This is a genomic window from Paenibacillus montaniterrae (genome assembly GCF_018403185.1).
Taxonomy (GTDB): domain Bacteria; phylum Bacillota; class Bacilli; order Paenibacillales; family Paenibacillaceae; genus Pristimantibacillus; species Pristimantibacillus montaniterrae.
The window spans coordinates 936,241-952,824 of the sequence record NZ_BOSE01000001.1 but is presented as its reverse complement, the minus strand read 5'-3'; the positions used below and the strand labels follow the sequence as shown (position 1 = coordinate 952,824).

General features: G+C 46.1%; 21 protein-coding genes. 18 read left to right on the top strand and 3 right to left on the bottom strand.

Features of this window, described 5'->3' with window-relative positions:
- Nucleotides 1-36: 36 nt before the first annotated feature.
- The 5 genes from KJS52_RS04575 (at nucleotide 37) to mntR (ending at nucleotide 4,203) form a co-directional block, all read left to right on the top strand.
- Nucleotides 37-1,263, top strand: a complete 1,227-nt coding sequence (locus tag KJS52_RS04575) for a metal ABC transporter solute-binding protein, Zn/Mn family (RefSeq protein WP_246563122.1) — start codon at nucleotides 37-39, stop codon at nucleotides 1,261-1,263.
- Nucleotides 1,264-1,324: 61 nt separating this feature from the next.
- Nucleotides 1,325-2,113 (top strand): metal ABC transporter ATP-binding protein, encoded by a 789-nt coding sequence (locus KJS52_RS04570; protein ID WP_213513501.1) that lies wholly within the window; start codon nucleotides 1,325-1,327, stop codon nucleotides 2,111-2,113.
- Nucleotide 2,114: 1 nt separating this feature from the next.
- The gene (locus KJS52_RS04565; RefSeq protein WP_213513500.1) at nucleotides 2,115-2,924 is read left to right on the top strand and encodes a metal ABC transporter permease; all 810 of its coding nucleotides are present in this window, start codon (nucleotides 2,115-2,117) and stop codon (nucleotides 2,922-2,924) included.
- 21 nt (nucleotides 2,925-2,945) lie between these two features.
- Nucleotides 2,946-3,659, top strand: coding sequence for a cytochrome c biogenesis CcdA family protein (locus tag KJS52_RS04560; protein WP_213513818.1), 714 nt, complete (start codon nucleotides 2,946-2,948; stop codon nucleotides 3,657-3,659).
- A gap of 118 nt (nucleotides 3,660-3,777) precedes the next feature.
- Nucleotides 3,778-4,203 (top strand): transcriptional regulator MntR, encoded by a 426-nt coding sequence (mntR, locus tag KJS52_RS04555; RefSeq protein ID WP_213513499.1) that lies wholly within the window; start codon nucleotides 3,778-3,780, stop codon nucleotides 4,201-4,203.
- Between the two features lie 110 nt (nucleotides 4,204-4,313).
- Here the strand turns inward: mntR and KJS52_RS04550 are convergent, their stop codons facing one another.
- A complete protein-coding gene (locus KJS52_RS04550; RefSeq protein ID WP_213513498.1) occupies nucleotides 4,314-4,613 on the bottom strand; it encodes a hypothetical protein in 300 nt (99 codons plus the stop codon).
- Nucleotides 4,614-4,634: 21 nt separating this feature from the next.
- Nucleotides 4,635-5,561, bottom strand: a complete 927-nt coding sequence (locus tag KJS52_RS04545) for a DUF1385 domain-containing protein (protein WP_213513817.1) — start codon at nucleotides 5,559-5,561, stop codon at nucleotides 4,635-4,637.
- 227 nt (nucleotides 5,562-5,788) lie between these two features.
- Between KJS52_RS04545 and KJS52_RS04540 the strand changes: the two genes are divergently transcribed.
- The 5 genes from KJS52_RS04540 to KJS52_RS04520 all read left to right on the top strand — a co-directional run bounded on the left by KJS52_RS04540 (nucleotide 5,789) and on the right by KJS52_RS04520 (nucleotide 9,925).
- Nucleotides 5,789-6,283, top strand: coding sequence for a YqhR family membrane protein (locus tag KJS52_RS04540; RefSeq protein WP_213513497.1), 495 nt, complete (start codon nucleotides 5,789-5,791; stop codon nucleotides 6,281-6,283).
- Nucleotides 6,284-6,417: 134 nt separating this feature from the next.
- Nucleotides 6,418-6,855, top strand: coding sequence for a type II 3-dehydroquinate dehydratase (gene aroQ / locus KJS52_RS04535; protein ID WP_213513496.1), 438 nt, complete (start codon nucleotides 6,418-6,420; stop codon nucleotides 6,853-6,855).
- 33 nt (nucleotides 6,856-6,888) lie between these two features.
- Nucleotides 6,889-7,959 (top strand): M24 family metallopeptidase, encoded by a 1,071-nt coding sequence (locus KJS52_RS04530; protein WP_213513495.1) that lies wholly within the window; start codon nucleotides 6,889-6,891, stop codon nucleotides 7,957-7,959.
- A gap of 30 nt (nucleotides 7,960-7,989) precedes the next feature.
- Entirely contained in the window at nucleotides 7,990-8,547 is a 558-nt protein-coding gene (gene efp / locus KJS52_RS04525) for an elongation factor P (RefSeq protein WP_213513494.1), read from the top strand.
- Nucleotides 8,548-8,671: 124 nt separating this feature from the next.
- Nucleotides 8,672-9,925 (top strand): aspartate kinase, encoded by a 1,254-nt coding sequence (locus KJS52_RS04520; protein ID WP_213513493.1) that lies wholly within the window; start codon nucleotides 8,672-8,674, stop codon nucleotides 9,923-9,925.
- Between the two features lie 109 nt (nucleotides 9,926-10,034).
- Here the strand turns inward: KJS52_RS04520 and KJS52_RS04515 are convergent, their stop codons facing one another.
- Nucleotides 10,035-10,772, bottom strand: coding sequence for a 2-phosphosulfolactate phosphatase (locus KJS52_RS04515; RefSeq protein ID WP_213513492.1), 738 nt, complete (start codon nucleotides 10,770-10,772; stop codon nucleotides 10,035-10,037).
- A gap of 173 nt (nucleotides 10,773-10,945) precedes the next feature.
- On the opposite strand from KJS52_RS04515, the gene spoIIIAA reads away from it, so the two are divergent.
- The 8 genes from spoIIIAA (at nucleotide 10,946) to KJS52_RS04475 (ending at nucleotide 16,471) form a co-directional block, all read left to right on the top strand.
- Nucleotides 10,946-11,941, top strand: a complete 996-nt coding sequence (spoIIIAA, locus tag KJS52_RS04510; protein ID WP_213513491.1) for a stage III sporulation protein AA — start codon at nucleotides 10,946-10,948, stop codon at nucleotides 11,939-11,941.
- A gap of 44 nt (nucleotides 11,942-11,985) precedes the next feature.
- Nucleotides 11,986-12,525 (top strand): stage III sporulation protein SpoIIIAB, encoded by a 540-nt coding sequence (gene spoIIIAB, locus KJS52_RS04505; RefSeq protein WP_246563118.1) that lies wholly within the window; start codon nucleotides 11,986-11,988, stop codon nucleotides 12,523-12,525.
- An 11-nt stretch (nucleotides 12,526-12,536) separates the two neighbouring features.
- Entirely contained in the window at nucleotides 12,537-12,740 is a 204-nt protein-coding gene (spoIIIAC, locus tag KJS52_RS04500) for a stage III sporulation protein AC (RefSeq protein ID WP_213513490.1), read from the top strand.
- A 9-nt stretch (nucleotides 12,741-12,749) separates the two neighbouring features.
- Nucleotides 12,750-13,148, top strand: coding sequence for a stage III sporulation protein AD (gene spoIIIAD, locus KJS52_RS04495; protein WP_213513489.1), 399 nt, complete (start codon nucleotides 12,750-12,752; stop codon nucleotides 13,146-13,148).
- 71 nt (nucleotides 13,149-13,219) lie between these two features.
- Entirely contained in the window at nucleotides 13,220-14,422 is a 1,203-nt protein-coding gene (gene spoIIIAE, locus KJS52_RS04490) for a stage III sporulation protein AE (protein ID WP_213513488.1), read from the top strand.
- A gap of 35 nt (nucleotides 14,423-14,457) precedes the next feature.
- Nucleotides 14,458-15,186, top strand: a complete 729-nt coding sequence (gene spoIIIAF / locus KJS52_RS04485; RefSeq protein WP_213513487.1) for a stage III sporulation protein AF — start codon at nucleotides 14,458-14,460, stop codon at nucleotides 15,184-15,186.
- 11 nt (nucleotides 15,187-15,197) lie between these two features.
- Nucleotides 15,198-15,830: a stage III sporulation protein AG gene (spoIIIAG, locus tag KJS52_RS04480; protein WP_246563116.1), complete on the top strand. Its 633-nt coding sequence runs from the start codon at nucleotides 15,198-15,200 to the stop codon at nucleotides 15,828-15,830.
- Between the two features lie 20 nt (nucleotides 15,831-15,850).
- Nucleotides 15,851-16,471: a SpoIIIAH-like family protein gene (locus KJS52_RS04475; protein ID WP_213513486.1), complete on the top strand. Its 621-nt coding sequence runs from the start codon at nucleotides 15,851-15,853 to the stop codon at nucleotides 16,469-16,471.
- The last annotated feature ends 113 nt before the right edge of the window (nucleotides 16,472-16,584 follow it).

Genomic DNA, 16,584 nt, shown 5'->3' with positions numbered 1-16,584 from the left:
TTACTATTAATCTATGAAAATAGGAGTCAGAGAAAAATGATGAACAAAAAGATCTTTTCTGTACTGTTGATTGCTTGCTTGCTGTTTGTGGCTGCATGCGGCAATAATGAAAAAAATTCGGCTGAAAATAGCAGCGACGCACGACTAAATGTTGTGACCAGCTTTTATCCTATTTATTATTTGACACAGCAAATTGGCGGAGACCAGGTTAAGGTGACGAACCTGATTGCTACTGGTGTTGAACCGCATGATTGGTCGCCAAAAAGCAAGGATTTGCTAACGGCTTCTGCAGCTGATTTGCTGCTATACCATGGAGTTGGCCTGGAAACATGGATTGACAGCTTTGTCAATGGCCTGGAGAAGGATAGCAAGGTTGTGATCAAGGAAGTGAGCGGCGGCATTGATATTATTGATACGACTGCCGCTGAAGAAGAGCATGACCACGCGCATGAAGGCGAAGCTGCAACCGAGGAGCATGACCATGCACATGAAGGCGAGGCTGCAACTGAAGAGCATGACCATGCACACGAAGAGGAAGCTGCAACTGAAGAGCATGACCATGCCCATGAAGAGGAAGCTGCAACCGAGGAGCATGACCATGCACATGAAGGCGAGGCTGCAACTGAAGAGCATGACCACGCGCATGAAGGCGAGGCTGCAACTGAAGAGCATGACCATGCCCATGAAGAGGAAGCTGCAACTGAAGAGCATGACCATGGGCACTCTCATGACCACAGTCATGGATTAGATCCGCATACATGGGTATCTCCAAAATCAGCACTTATACTTGCAAGCAACATTAAGGACAGCTTGGTTGAAGTTGACCCGGAAAATTCCGCTGTTTACGAGCAAAACTATGAGACGCTAAGAGAGAAGCTGGCAGCGTTGGATGAGCGATACGAGCAGGAGCTTGCTAATGTGTCGCTGCGCACCATCGTTGTATCGCATCAATCATTCGGTTATGTGGCGCGTGATTATAATTTGAAGCAGATTTCGATTATGGGGCTGTCGCCAAGCGCTGAACCAAGAGCACAGGATATTAAAAATATTGCTGATCTTGTAAAAGAAGAGGGAGTCAGAGTCATTTTCTTCGAAGAGCTGGTATCTGATAAATTAGCTAAAATGCTGGCGAGCGAAGCGAAGGTGGATACGAATGTCATCCATTCTCTAGAGGGCTTGACTACTAAAGAGGAGCAGGACGGTCAAGATTATTTGACACTTATGGAACGGAACTTGCAAAATTTAGTTGAAGCATTACAATAGATATAATGGAATTGGCTGCGGAGCTTGCGAAAAGCTCCGTTTTGCTGTGAAGGAGGAAAAAATGAGCATAGGAACAGCAGATTGTCACCGGGACATCATTACAGTAGATTCGGTATCGTTCTCCTATCAGCAGAGAAATGTGATCAGCAATATTAGCTTTAGTGTTAAGGAACGCGACTTTATCGGCTTGATCGGCACGAATGGCGCTGGCAAAACGACGATGCTTCGAATAATTGTTGGCTTGCTTAAACCGACCACAGGAGAGGTAAGGCTGTTTGGCGAGCCGATTTCACAGTTTAAAGCATGGAATAAAATCGGCTACGTTCCACAGAAAAATAACTTGAATCCTCTTTTTCCAGCGACAGTCAAGGAGGTTGTGCTTTCCGGTCTGGTAGGAAAACGCAAATGGTTTGGCCGTCATTCACGCGAGGATGAAATAAAGTGCAGCGATGCATTAATGGCTATGGGCGTTGAGGATCTTGCAGGCAAGCGGATCGGCGAGCTTTCGGGCGGGCAGCAGCAGCGTGTTTTTCTTGCACGAGCGCTTATTAATAATCCTTCCTTATTAATTTTGGATGAACCGACTGTTGGGATCGACTATGAAACACAGGAAAGCTTTTTTCATATGATCAAGCATATGCATCAGCATCATAATATGACGTTTTTAATGGTATCGCATGATATGGAAATGATTAAGGGGTACTTGGGGGAAGAGCCAGTCTCAAGTGCAGGAAAGCTTAATTTTTATATTCGCCATTCTCATGAAACACAGGATTGCGTTGAGCAAAATCTAGCGCATAGTCTGAAGCATTTGCGTGCCCAGATGGAAAGCCAGAAAGAAGGAAATTAGCTTGGATATCATAATGAGTGGATTTTTTCAGCGGGCTTTGATTGGCGGCCTGCTAATCGGCATTACCGCCCCGTTGATCGGTATATTTTTAGTGCTGCGCCGACTGTCGATGATCGGCGACACATTGAGCCACGCTGCGATAGCTGGGGTAGCATTAGGCTTTGTCATCGGTGATTTTCCGATTGTGTTTGGACTTATCTTTTCGCTGCTTGCATCATTTGCAATTGAAAAGCTGCGCAAATCATATAAAAGCTATGCAGAGCTGTCGCTAGCGATTATTATGTCGGGCGGAATTGCGCTCGCCTCGATATTTTTTACACTTGGACGGGATTTGAGCATGGATCCGAACAGCTTTCTATTCGGCTTTATCTATACGTTAACACCAACTGATTTGTGGGCGATGCTGGCAGTTACAGTTGTTGTTCTACTTATTGTCGGCAGACATTTGCATGGCTTGTTTTTAATTACCTTTGATGAGGAAGCGGCTTCGGTAAGCGGCTTGCCTGTCAGCTATTATAATGTTATGATCAGCGTGTTAACTGCACTTGTCATTAGCATTTCCATTAAAATTGTCGGTGGTCTGCTCGTATCGGCGCTGCTGACGATTCCGGCTGCATGCAGTTTGCTGCTGGCAAAAAGCTTCAAGCAAAGCATTGTTATCGTTGTACTTGTCGGAGAGCTTGCAGTGATTGCGGGCTTGCTGATCGCAGGGGTATGGAATTTGGCGGCAGGAGGAACGATTGTTCTAGTTCTGATCGCTGTACTGCTGCTTATTTTGCTGGGACGCAATATCATCTCGCGTGTGACGTAAACTTATGAAGAGGTGAATCAATTGAATGAGGTTACGCTGTGGATCGCTTTTGCAGCAGGGATAGCATCGTTTATATCGCCTTGCTGCCTGCCTTTATATCCATCCTATCTTTCCTATATTACGGGGATATCCGTTTCTGAACTAACTTCCTCTGAGGTGCAAGGAAAGAACCGCTGGCTAATGCTAAGCCATACGCTCTTTTTTATTTTGGGCTTTAGCACGGTTTACTATGCTTTAGCTTATGGAGCGAACGCTTTTAGCGAGCTGTTTCAGGAATATAGCGGTCTGGTCAGACGTTTGTCTGCGATATTGATCATCCTGATGGGCTTGTTCCTGTTAGGCATTTTTCAGCCGCGGCTGCTTATGAAGGAAGCGCGCTTCAACCTTATTCCGAAAAAGACGAGCTATGTTGGCTCGTACATTTTCGGGCTTGGCTTTTCGGCAGGCTGGACACCGTGCATGGGGCCAGCGCTTACTGCAATAATGGGAATGGCAGCAGCTCAGCCTGGCACATGGTTTTCCTTGACAACAGCCTATGCGCTTGGCTTCGCAATTCCGTTTTTTGTAATGGCTTTTTTCCTTGGCTCATCTCGCTGGATACTGAAGTATTCGAATCGCATTATGAAGCTTGGTGGAGCAGTTATGATTTTGATGGGAATATTGCTGTTTACCGATCAGATGACGAAAATTACGGTTTGGCTAAATATGATTACGCCTGATTGGTTGAAGTTTTAACATACCATTTCCGTAGTCTTTTCTTCCTGCAAAAGTTGCAGAATTATGCCAAAAAAGTGTATGATAGATCAAGTGACACCAATGTAACGGTGAAGAAGCAATGATAGGGGGTTCTTCAATGCCGACTCCGAGCATGGAAGACTACTTGGAACGAATTTACAAATTAATGGAAGAAAAGGGGTACGCGCGCGTATCAGATATCGCGGAAGGCTTGTCTGTCCATCCATCTTCAGTAACGAAAATGATTCAAAAGCTTGATAAGGACAACTATCTGATCTATGAAAAGTATCGTGGACTTATACTTACGCCAAAAGGAAAAAAGATGGGCAAGCGCTTGATGGAGAGACATCAGCTTCTGGAAGCTTTTTTAACGACAATTGGTGTACAAGCTGAAAATATATATCGTGACGTGGAAGGTATCGAGCATCATTTAAGCTGGGATTCTATCACTTGTATTGAAACGCTGGTTGAGTATTTCCGTAGAGATGGTTCGAGATTGGAAGATTTGCAGCAGGTTCGCAAGGAAATGGAATCTGAGGAATAAGCAAAAGCAAGCAAATAAAAAATGCTGAACGGGAAGGGTTGCTTCCTTGTTCAGCATTTTTTATTCCTTGGCTTTAAGCCCTATGTGCCGCAGCCATCTTCGTCAAAAGTTTAATGATAACGCGGCGTATCATTATCGTCACGGCCGCCTTCAATTACTTTGAACGGTACAGTTTTGGAGCGTGGACGTTCTTTCTTGGCTTTACTTTGCTTGCTTGCAGCACGGTAATAGCCGTTATCTGCTTGCCGCCCTTTATTAAGAAAGGCAGGCGGTTTTTTGATCCAGTACACGATCAGCCCAAACAGCACGAGCGGGATGATAATGAGCAGCGGATGCTCGATTAGAGTCACCACTACGCCAAGCACAATCAGCAGAAGCACGATATAGCTGATGATGTTTCTCGATTTCATGCTGCATTGCTCCTTTCCAAATTACGAGTTGTGAGTAGTACCGTTAGCATATTGCTTTTCTAGTTCTAGCATACGTTTGAAGGAAGCGATTGATACTTCTACCTGATCATTTTTCGGTTCTTTCGTTGTTAGCAGCTGCAGCCACAGGCCTGGATACCCAAGGAAGTGCAGCCCAGGAATGTCGCGCACAGCGTTGGTTGCACGCAGCACTTCATAGGAAAAGCCTAAAACGACTGGCAGCAGCAGGATGCGAATCCAGATTCTTTCCCAGATTGAGTCCCATTCAAAAAACGGCATCGAATAAATAATAACGCCGACAATGACGGTGAACACAATAAAGCTTGAGCCACAGCGATAATGCAAGCGGCTGAAGCGCTGTACATTTTCAACGGTCAGTTCGACGCCAGCCTCATAGGCGGAAATGACTTTATGCTCAGCGCCATGATACTGGAAGAGCCGTTTAATTATAGGGGTTAGCGTCATCAAGTATAAATAAACGAGTAGAAAAATAATTTTAATAAGTCCTTCAAGCAAATTATGGCCGAGCTTGCTTTCAAACATATTTTTGAATAGCAGCTCTTCGACAACAGCAGGAGCTGCGGTAAAGATAAGCTTGCCAAAAACAAAGGAAAGCACGCCGATTGCAGCAACGCTTAAAATCATCGTCAGATCGAACTTGCCCTCTTTTTTCTTCGCTTTGGCAAGCTCCTTGGCGCGCTCTTCCTCCGTCATGTCATCCATTTCATCCTCAGCATATTTGTCCGCAGAGAAATTCAAGTGAACCGACCCTTTAGCACTAGATTCCACAATACCGACTACTCCGCGGATAAGTGGGATCTTTTTCAGCTTTTGTACCCAAGAGATCGTCGTTTTGGGCACTTCCAAATATTCGATTTCTTTATTTTTGCGACGAACTGCAGTGACGTTTACATATTTGCCTGCAAACATGACGCCTTCAATGACAGCTTGTCCGCCATACAAATTGCGTGATTTGTCTGACAAGAATAAGTCCCCTTCCTTTGCTACAAATACGATTTCTTAAAGCATCATTATAGTTCTATTGTACTTGATTTTAATCAATATTGCCAACGAATAGCGGATAAGCAATCTGGTAAACGTTTATACTAGTGCAATAGCGAATTGACAGCTTAGAAGCAAGAAAGGGGTTTGACGGCATGAGCGCAATATTTCGCAATTTGCAGCAGACAGGTGTAACGAGACCGATCCGCTACGCTTTGAACATCGGCTTTTTTGCAGGCGTAATATGGGGCGGGCTAAGACTGATCGCTTACTATCTTCACTTTACGAAGGAGCCTGCATCTTTTTTAATCCGTACGTGGCTTACCGAGCAAGCGGCAATTGGTCCCTTTGGTCATATTACGGGCACGTTCAGCTTTATTATATTTTCTATGCTGGCAGCATTTTTATATCTTTGGTTTTTTCGCAAGCTGGAAGGACCATGGCCTGGTGTGTGGTACGGCATCGGCTGGTGGGGGATTCTATTTGGAGTATGTCCGCTGCTAGGCATTACGAAAATGACTCTAAATGTGCCGTTCACGCTTGCAGCAACGGACTTTTGCTTTTTCGTTGTCTGGGGACTATTTATCGGCTACTCGATTGCCTTTGAGTTTACAGATGAAGCTTCGAGAGAACCGGCAGCCTCGACTTAGGGTGCGTCTGAAAAGCTGTCCTCGGAGTTCTCAGACGCGCCCGCAAGTTTGACTTCTCAAACTGCATATTTTTGTGGTAAAATGTCAAAGGCTCATTGTATGGGCTCAATTGCGCAGATTGGGAGGTGCTGAGCATGCATCGTATTGAAGTGTTGAATGGACCTAATTTGAATATGCTTGGCATTCGCGAGCCAGGCGTGTACGGCAATCAATCCTTGGCGGCAATTGAAGCTGAACTGTCCAGCAAGGCTGCTCAGCTTGGCGTCGAGCTGCGCTTTTTTCAAACGAATCATGAAGGTGAAATGATTGATCGGATTCACGCATGCTATGGTCAAGCGGATGGAATTATCATTAATCCTGGAGCTTGGACGCATTACAGCTATGCGATTCGTGACGCACTAGGCGCTGTTTCACTGCCTGTCGTTGAAGTGCATCTATCGAATATACATAAGAGAGAAGCGTTTAGACATCATTCGGTTGTTGCGCCAGTCGCTCTGGGTCAAATTGCCGGCTTTGGAGCTTTTGGCTACATTTTAGGCCTGCAGGCTTTGCTTGATCATCTTAAGCAATAACCACAGCAGCCTGACGAAAGAGAGGGAATATGGATGACAAATGAACGAGTTGCCAAGCTGCGACAAGCGATGTCAGAACAGCAGCTGCAAGCGATAATCATCGACAGCGGGGTTAATCGCTGCTATTTAAGCGGGTTCAACGGTTCTGCAGGCACGCTGCTTATTACAGCGGAGTCAAGCTATCTGCTAACTGATTTTCGATATCAGATCCAAGCTGCCCAGCAGGCACCTGGCTTCGAGATTATCATTTATAAGGCGCATCCATTAGATGATATAAAATCGCTGCTTAACAAGCATGGCATTACTCAGCTTGGCTTTGAGCAGGATATCATTTCCTTTGCCCAGTATAAACGCTATGAGCATGCTTTAAGCGGTGCAACCTTAGTGCCAACCTCTGGTCTGGTTGAGAAAATTCGCGAAGTAAAGGATGCGCAGGAGCTGGCTATTATTCAAGAGGCAGCAGAGCTTGCGGATCGTACCTTTGCCCATATTCTAAACTATATCAAGCCAGGCGTGCGCGAGCTTGATATTGCGCTAGAGATGGAAATGTTTATGCGCAAGCATGGCGCGACTGGCACTTCATTTGAAACGATTGTCGCCTCGGGCGAGCGCTCGGCGCTGCCGCATGGCGTGGCAAGCGAGCGTACTATCGGGCAAAATGAGTTTGTCAAGCTCGATTTTGGCGCATATTATAAAGGCTATTGCTCTGATATTACGCGAACTGTTTTTGTTGGCCAGCCGACAGAGAAGCATCTTGAAATTTACAACATTGTGCTTGAGGCGCAGCTTCATGGTCTAAAGCATATTAAAGCTGGAATGTCCGGACTTGAAGCGGATGCGCTGTGCCGAGATATTATTGCCGGCTACGGCTATGGCGAGCAGTTTGGCCACAGCACTGGGCATGGAATCGGCATGGAAATTCACGAGGCGCCGCGACTTTCTCGCTTAAGTGATACATTGTTAACTCCCGGAATGACGGTTACTGTAGAGCCTGGTATCTATATCCCTGGTTTTGGCGGAGTAAGAATCGAGGATGACATCGTAATTACGGAATCCGGAAATCAAATATTAACCTCATCGCCGAAAGAATTAATTCTTTTGTGATTTGGATCAAAATTCAGGAGGGAATCATTAATGATTTCAGTAAACGATTTTAAAACAGGTTTGACGATTGAATTTGAAGGCGACATTTTCACAGTTTTGGAATTCCAGCACGTTAAGCCTGGTAAAGGTGCGGCATTCGTTCGCTCCAAGCTTAAAAATCTTCGCAACGGCAACACCGTTGAAAAAACGTTCCGTGCAGGCGAAACATTAAGCCGCGCCATGATTGAAAACCGTGAGGTTCAATATCTGTACAGTGCTGGCGACGAATACACATTTATGGACAACGAAACGTATGATCAGTTTACGTTAACACGCGAGCAGCTGGAGTGGGAGCTTAACTTCCTGAAAGAAAATATGAATGTTAACATTACTAGCTACCAAGGTGAAATTCTTGGCATTCAGCTTCCTAACAACGTTGAGCTTAAAGTTATTGAAACTGAGCCTGGCGTAAAAGGCAACACGGCTCAAGGGGCTACGAAAAACGCGAAGGTTGAAACCGGCCTTAACGTTCAAGTTCCATTGTTCATTAACGAAGACGATGTATTGCTGATCGATACACGCGAAGGCAAATATATTTCTCGCGCATAGAGGCTTGGCAAAAGCTGCTTGATACTAATCAAGCAGCTTTTTTTACTGCAGCTGTATTCATTTAGCCTAATGGATGATATAATATATAACCGTATGCATATGTCAAGGTTGGGAGTGAGCAGCTTTGTCTTTGATCGTGATGAAGTTCGGCGGCAGTTCCGTAGGAACGCCAGAGAGAATGCAACTTGTTGCACAACGGATCATAGAAAGACAGCAAGAAGGTAATGAGATCGTGGTAGTCGTATCCGCTATGGGAGATACAACAGATGACTTGATTGACCAATCAAAATTGTTGAATCCAAATCCATCGGCGCGTGAAATGGATATGCTACTTACAGTAGGAGAGCAAATTTCTATTGCATTGCTAGCGATGACGATAGAAGCTGCTGGCGGCAAAGCTATGTCCTTTACAGGCTGGCAAGCTGGCATGAGAACGGATGCTGTACATGGAAAGGCGAAAATTGCAGATATTCAGCCTCAGCGAGTATTGGATGCGCTGAAGTCAGGTCATATTGCAGTTGTAGCAGGCTTCCAGGGTACAAGCGAAGCAGGAGAAATTACGACATTAGGTCGTGGCGGCTCTGATACGACGGCTGTAGCGCTTGCGGCGGCAGTCAAGGCGGATTTATGCGAAATTTATACGGATGTTGACGGTGTATATACAACGGATCCTCGTGTTGTAAAGCATGCACGGAAGCTTAATGAAATTTCTTATGATGAAATGCTGGAGCTTGCGCATTTGGGAGCCGCGGTATTACATCCGCGCGCGGTTGAGTATGCAAAGCACAATAATGTTCAATTAGTCGTTCGTTCTAGCTTTACGAAGAATGAGGGTACAAGCGTGAAGGAGGAAGCAATTATGGAGCAGGGCGTAGCAGTACGCGGCATTGCCTTTGAAAAAAATGTTGCAAGAATTAAAATCATGGGCGTTGAGGATGTTCCAGGCGTTCTTGCAAATGTATTTGGGGCATTGGCTGAAAACAGCATTGATGTGGATATTATCGTGCAAAGCGGAACGCAAAACGGCAAGGCTGATTTTGCTTTTACCGTATCAAGCAACGATAAGGATAAAGCTCTTGCTGTAATTGAAGGGATGAAAGAGGTAGTGCCTTATCGCGAAGCTGTGTCTGAAGGAGATCTTGTTAAGGTTTCGATCGTTGGCGCAGGCATGGTAAGCAATCCTGGAGTAGCTGCTAAAATGTTCTCTACCATTTCTTCACTTGGAGTCAGCATTAATATGGTTAGCACATCTGAAATTAAATGTTCCTGCGTCATTGCAGCGGATAAGCTTAATGAAGTAGTTGTGGCGCTTCATACAGCATACGGCCTTGATGCCAATGAGCAGGCCTTTGTAGGCGGACCAGCTGAAAGACGCTAGTACTGCAATTACAGATTGATCATCTATATGAAAATGCCCGTTATGCGAGGGGAATGCTCCTCGGCATGACGGGCATTTTTTCTTGTGCCGCATAGATATGTCTGACCGATCAATTGTTCTCTGTCAATGTTCTGTGAGCGATCACAAGCTCTCCTTTGCTGTAGCGCGGCACGACTGGCAACGTGTCGATTTCCATGCAAACAGCCAGGTCCTCCTGCATGCCAAGCTCCGCCAGTCTTTTCCCCGACAAGCATTTTAGCGCCAGCTCTTTCATGCTGCTCTTGTTATGCTTGTATAATGCAAGCATCGCATAGCCAAGATCATCGAGCTTCAGCTGCTCCGCAGGCAATTTTTCCTTCAATCTAGCAATCATATAGCCTGCGCAAAACCCGTCCTCAATCGCAAACTGATCATGACTGCCAGCACATAGTATGACTATATCCTTTCCTGATTGCCTGGCCAAATCGATGCAAGCAGCTGCATTGACCAAGCCTGCTACATAAAGCTCGGCAGCTCTGGTAGAGCGAAGAATAGCACTTGTGCCATTAGTCGTTGTAAGAATGATTCGTCTACCCTTCACAATATCGCTGCGGTATTCAAACGGAGAATTTCCTAAGTGAAAGCCAGAAATGCGCTTGCAAAATCGTTCGCCGCCCAGCAAGTCATGCTCCTGCTTAATCGTGTTTGCCTCCATAATGGTCTCCACGGGAACGATGCTGCTTGCACCAGCTTCCAAGGCAGAAATAATCGTAGTTGACGTGCGAATCACATCAATTACGATGGCGACTTTGCCAATAAACTGCGCATGGTGAGTATCACTAGCATTCGAAATGACCTGCACCTTCATGAATAGCCCTTCTTTCTTAGCTGCAATCGGTATGATACTTTATGCAGCTAAAGCTAGGCAGGTGCAATACGCCCTAGTAAGCTATCAATTGCGATAAAAATTTGGGATATTTTCGTAAAGACAAGCATAGACTTGTATCGTCAAGAGCAATTTGCAAGGAGTGACCTCAAGCTATGCTAGAAGACATCGTTCATATTTTGCCGCAAGAGCTGAAAGCTATCATTTATCATTTGCCAATGGAAGTAAAACATAGCTTGGAGGAAATACGAATCCGGGAGAATCGGCCGCTTGAGATTTCACATCGCGGCAGCTTCCATTATGCAACCGAGCAAGGGAAGCTAGTGCTTGATCCAAGACAAGCTTATCAACCCTCGCACGAGCAGTGCCGCAAGCTGCTGGAGCGCATTACCAATTACTCCTTGTATGCAATGGAGGAGGAGCTGCGCCGAGGTTATATTACGATTGCTGGCGGACACCGCATTGGCATTGCCGGCAGAACGATTCTCGATGGCGGCTCAGTAAGAGGCATTCGCGATATTGGCGGCTTCAATATTCGTATTGCACGCGAAGTGGTAGGCGCAGCCAAGCAGCTGCTGCCGAAGCTTTTTGCAGGACCAGGAGGCTCTTTGCAATCGACGCTAATGATTTCACCGCCGCAGCAAGGGAAAACAACGATGCTGCGTGATGTGGCCCGTTCGTTAAGCTACGGATCACATGGCAAGCAGCTGCCGATGAAGGTGGCAATCGTTGATGAGCGCTCCGAGATAGCCGCAAGTGTGCGGGGAATACCATCCTTTGACGTTGGACCAAGAACAGATGTAATGGATGCTTGTCCCAAGGCTGAAGGAATGATGATGCTGCTCCGCTCCATGTCTCCGGACGTTATTATCGTCGACGAAATTGGCCGGGTAGAGGACGCGCTGGCGATTCGCGAAGCCGCGCATTGCGGTGTGAAGGTGATCGCAACAGCGCATGCCTATGATGTTCAGGAGGTATTGGGACGCAGCGAAATTAGAGGGCTGATTCAGGAAAAGGCGTTTGGCAGCATCGTTGAGCTGAAGCGCAGTCAGCATGGCTTTATGCATCGCATTATCGCTGTTGATCGTTTGCTGGAGCATAGCAGGCAAAATAGCGGCTTTTTCTCTTTAAGCAGAAAAGCCGGTTCTTGAAATCGCAGCCTGAAACGAGGTGAATCGCATGTACATCGGACACTATGATCGTACAAGCACTGATGATGATTAAGCTGCTTGGCGCAGTGCTTATCTTATTTGCCGGAACTGCAATCGGTTTTGTACAGGCTTCCTTTTACGTCAATCGCAGCAAGCAGCTTCGCCAGCTCATTCATGCACTGCAGCGGCTGGAAACCGAAATCGACTATGGCCAAACCGAATTGCCAACGGCGCTAATTAAAAGCAGCGAAGGAATAGAACAGCCTGTCAGCAGATTGTTCACTCTTACAGCTGAGCTGTTAACAGCGGAGCAAGAGCTTTCCATGAACGAAGCCTGGCAGCAGGCGATTCATCAGGTATGGGATGTAACTTCACTTCGCGCACGTGAAAAAGAGGTGCTGCTGCGGATGGGCAGTGTACTGGGCATGAGTAATGCGGAGGATCAACTGAAGCATTTGCAGCTGGCCCAAATCCAATTGAAAAGCGAAGAGGCGCTAGCTCGTGAAGAGCAGCAGCGCTATGCCAATATGTGGCGCAGTCTTGGTACACTTGGTGCAATATTGATCGTCATATTGATGGTATAGAGGGTTGGAGGATGACTATGGAAATAACAGCAATTTTTCAAATTGCGGGCGTTGGAATTATTATTGCGATCATGCACACCGTGCTGAAGCAAATGGGCAAGGAAGATATTGCGCATTGGATTACGGTGCTTGGATTTGTGATCGGAATATTTATGGTGATAGATGTAATCGCTCAGCTCTTTCAAGAGATTAAGTCGATCTTTTTATTCCAGTAGGTGAATGCCGTGGAAATCATCCAAGTCGTTGGTATTGGCTTAATTGCTGCGCTGCTAGTCATATTGGTGCGAGAGCAGAAGCCGCAGTTTGCATTTTTAATAACCGTGTTTACAGGTGTATTTCTGTTTCTGCTCGTAATTGGTCAAATCGGCGCAGTTATTAACGTAATCAATGAGCTGGCTACTCGCTCTGGCATTCCAGACGTGTACTTAAAAACTATTTTGAAAATTATCGGAATCGCTTATGTTGCGGAGTTTGGCGCACAAATGGTGAGAGATGCTGGTCAGGAAAGCATCGCTTCAAAGATCGAGTTCGCCGGAAAAATATTTATACTTGTGATGGCAATCCCGATCATCAACGTTATTATTGAAACCTTGCTTTCCTTATTACCGCTTGGAAGCAGCTAGCTTTCAAATTGCTTTTCATGCATCTGGCTGCGACATATCCCGTCTGCATGAAAGGTTTCAGGAGGTGTCGGATGAAGCGATCCTGTTGGAGCGTAATCATAGTCAGTTTCATGCTGTTCATTGCGAGCGCTCATTACGCACATGCATCTCCACCACAGCAGGAGGAATCACTGGATCTGAGCAACAAATGGATTGAGGAACAGGTTAATGCGCTGGATACAGATACAATCGAGCAATACTGGAATGAGCTTAGCAGAGACTATGCGCAATATTTTCCGGGGCAGGAGCTGCCATCAATAACGGAGCTGATGTTTACAGATCAAGAGCAGGGCTTTAGCGTATGGGCCTTTCTTAAAGGCATTGCAAGCTTCTTTCTGCAAGAGGTCATTTACAACGGCAAGCTGCTGCTCATTATCGTGATGCTGGCTATTTTCAGCATGATGCTGGAAACGCTGCAAACCGCATTTGAGAAAAATGCAATCAGCAAAATTGCTTACTCGATTATTTATATGGTGCTGGTAACAATTGCGATTAACAGCTTTATGGTCGCAATCGATTATGCGAGAGAAGCGATTGAGAAAATGATTTCCTTTATGCTGGCGATGGTGCCGCTGCTGTTAACGCTGCTCGCTTCAATGGGCGGAGTTGTTACCGTTTCGGTCATGCACCCGCTTATCATTTTCATGATTCATATTGTCGGCTCACTGATCTATCTTGTCGTATTTCCGCTCCTGTTTTTCTCTGCCGTGCTTCATATCGTCAGCGCGATTACAGATCGCTTCAAGCTGACCCAGCTGGCCAATATGCTGCGCGGTGTAGCGATCACAGTACTCGGTATACTGTTGACTGTGTTTCTGGGCGTAATTTCTGTACAGGGAGCGACCAGCTCCGTAACCGACGGCGTGGCGCTGCGGACAGCCAAGTTTATTACAGGAAATTTTGTTCCCGTTGTCGGCAAAATGTTTTCGGATGCAGCCGATACGATCTTGTCGGCATCGCTTGTCGCCAAAAATGCAGTTGGCATCGTGGGGGTTATCGTGTTGCTAGTCATCTGCGCATTTCCTGCGATAAAAATTGTTGCACTAGCATTCATTTATCATATAGCAGGCGCGATTATGCAGCCGCTTGGAGATTCTCCAATTGCCGTGTGCCTGCAAACGATCGGCAAAACGATGCTGTACGTATTTGCAGCGTTGGCGGCCGTAAGTCTAATGTTCTTCTTGGCGATTACAATCATTATTACAGCTGGAAATACGACCGTGATGGTGCGCTAGCATGATGCAGAACTTTTTAAGGAGGTGAGGGAAATGTGTTAGGTTGGTTGGGGGAATGGCTGCAAAGCATTGTCGTTGTCGTGCTATTGGCCATTGTCGTGGAGCTGGTGCTGCCAAACAGCAAAATGCTCAGATATTCGAGACTTGTAGTCGGACTTATTCTATTGCTTACGATTCTCAACCCTGTTTTGCAGGTGTTTCAGGTCGATTTTCAAGACAAGCTTCATGCAAGCTTTTCACAATGGGAAAAGGAGCTGAACGCAAAGCAGAGCGAGGTGCTTTCCCTCGAGCAAATTACAAAGGAAGCAGAGCTGCTTAAACAACAAAGAGAAGGGGCAGCACTCGATGTTACGCGCGCCAGTATTGAGCAGTCGATGCAGCAGGAGCTTCAGGCGGCCGTCGATGCCAATATCGTTGATGTATCGCTAGAGATAGGCTGGGACGAAGCTGCAGGCAAGCAGACGCTACCTTATATCGCTTCTGTAACAGTTACGATTGCCGAGCAGCAGCAGGAGGCTGAGCATTCGAATGAGATAGAGTCAGTCGCCGAAGTAGCAATCGAGGATATATCCATCCCGGCGATAAGCACGGGAATCGCGCAGCAGGCAGATGAAGACAGTGAGCCGCCAGTACCCAAGCAGCATGTTGAAGCGAATGAACAAGCGATGGAGCAGTTTCACAAGCACGCTAAAGAAATTGTTACGATACTATCATCAGGCTGGAATGTTAAAGCGGATCACATTTTCGTACAAGCGAGCAATTAGGAGGATTTGATGTGGGAAATTGGTATGCCAGTTTTGAAAAATTAATCGGTGGAGGTCCAGGCGGCAAGAAGCGTTTAACTGTCGTCAGAATGCTTATTATAGTCGGAGCCGTCGGCATTTTTTTCATGCTCATTCAATCCTACCTTCCATTCAAGCGAATTGAAACGATCGAGCAGCTTCCTCAGCCAGAGCTTGGCAGCGAAGAAGTATTCAAGGGCGGCGCCTCGTCCGACAGTCCATTTGCCAGCATTGAAGCGACACTGGAGGACCGATTAAAGGAAATGCTGGAGAAAATGGTCGGCGTCGGCAAGGTGGACGTGATGATTACGGTGGAATCTACCGAGGAGAAGGTTGTGGAGCGCAACGTGAACAGCAGTGAAAGTACGACGGACGAAACCGATCGCAATGGCGGAAAGCGCCATATGACCACAGTCACCTCTGACGGACAGGTCGTGCTTTATCAGGCTACAGATGGACAGCAGCCGCTCATAACCAAGGTTATCAACCCTCGCATTCGCGGTGTGCTTATCGTTGCCGAGGGAGCTGAAGACGCAGCTGTACGAAAATTGATTATACAAGCAGTTGAAAAAGGGATGAATGTCGTTCCAACTCGGATCTCAGTTGTTCCGAGCAAAAAATCATAAATCATGTTGGAGGGTTTATTATGAACACTAGAAGACAAACAATTTGGCTTGTTTCAATGCTCAGCTTAATGGTTATTCTGTCCGCTTACTACCTCTTCACCCAAGATATTACCGGCAAGGATGAGGTAAGCGATGCAACACATCTGGAAAACAGCGCAGAGGTAAGCTCAATGGGGGAAAACAGCGGGACAGTCGCCAGCAATACGGCAGAGGATGGCAGCGAATATACGATTAATGACGCCGATCAGCAAGTATTGAGCCAGCTGGAAAAAGAAGGATACTTTGAAAGCAGCGGCCTTAGCGAAATTTTGACCAAGCGTGAAAACCGCATTGGAGATGAAGAAAATCGCATCATGTCAGTGCTGGCAGATGTAACGAACGACTCCGATACATCGCTTGAAGCGATTGAGGAAATGGCACAGCTTGAAGAAAAAATGGAGAAGTTCAGCCAGCTTGAAAACAGCTTGATGGAAACCTATGAGGTGGCAGTTATTTCAGAAGAAGTGAATGACAAATACAAAGTAGTGGTGACGAGCGATACACCAGAGAAAAAGCAGGCTGCGGAAATTTTAGACCGCGTCATTACCGAGCTGGATGTTCGTCCTGATCAGGTATCTGTAGAATTTGTTGCTAATCCATAATAAAAGTGCATAACTCCATTAATGCGATTGTTCGCAAATTAATGGAGTTATGTTTTATTTTCACAGGCTGTAGTAAAAAATAATTCGTGTTATGATAAGAATGTGATATAATG

Excerpts from the sequence above, each read along its gene's own strand:
- KJS52_RS04575 (WP_246563122.1), top strand. The coding sequence starts at position 37 with ATGATGAACAAAAAGATCTTTTCTGTACTGTTGATTGCTTGCTTGCTG.
- KJS52_RS04570 (WP_213513501.1), top strand. The coding sequence starts at position 1,325 with ATGAGCATAGGAACAGCAGATTGTCACCGGGACATCATTACAGTAGAT.
- mntR (WP_213513499.1), top strand. The coding sequence starts at position 3,778 with ATGCCGACTCCGAGCATGGAAGACTACTTGGAACGAATTTACAAATTA.
- KJS52_RS04550 (WP_213513498.1), bottom strand. The coding sequence starts at position 4,613 with ATGAAATCGAGAAACATCATCAGCTATATCGTGCTTCTGCTGATTGTG.
- KJS52_RS04545 (WP_213513817.1), bottom strand. The coding sequence starts at position 5,561 with ATGTTTGCAGGCAAATATGTAAACGTCACTGCAGTTCGTCGCAAAAAT.
- KJS52_RS04540 (WP_213513497.1), top strand. The coding sequence starts at position 5,789 with ATGAGCGCAATATTTCGCAATTTGCAGCAGACAGGTGTAACGAGACCG.
- aroQ (WP_213513496.1), top strand. The coding sequence starts at position 6,418 with ATGCATCGTATTGAAGTGTTGAATGGACCTAATTTGAATATGCTTGGC.
- KJS52_RS04530 (WP_213513495.1), top strand. The coding sequence starts at position 6,889 with ATGACAAATGAACGAGTTGCCAAGCTGCGACAAGCGATGTCAGAACAG.
- efp (WP_213513494.1), top strand. The coding sequence starts at position 7,990 with ATGATTTCAGTAAACGATTTTAAAACAGGTTTGACGATTGAATTTGAA.
- KJS52_RS04515 (WP_213513492.1), bottom strand. The coding sequence starts at position 10,772 with ATGAAGGTGCAGGTCATTTCGAATGCTAGTGATACTCACCATGCGCAG.
- spoIIIAA (WP_213513491.1), top strand. The coding sequence starts at position 10,946 with ATGCTAGAAGACATCGTTCATATTTTGCCGCAAGAGCTGAAAGCTATC.
- spoIIIAB (WP_246563118.1), top strand. The coding sequence starts at position 11,986 with ATGATCGTACAAGCACTGATGATGATTAAGCTGCTTGGCGCAGTGCTT.
- spoIIIAC (WP_213513490.1), top strand. The coding sequence starts at position 12,537 with ATGACTATGGAAATAACAGCAATTTTTCAAATTGCGGGCGTTGGAATT.
- spoIIIAE (WP_213513488.1), top strand. The coding sequence starts at position 13,220 with ATGAAGCGATCCTGTTGGAGCGTAATCATAGTCAGTTTCATGCTGTTC.
- KJS52_RS04475 (WP_213513486.1), top strand. The coding sequence starts at position 15,851 with ATGAACACTAGAAGACAAACAATTTGGCTTGTTTCAATGCTCAGCTTA.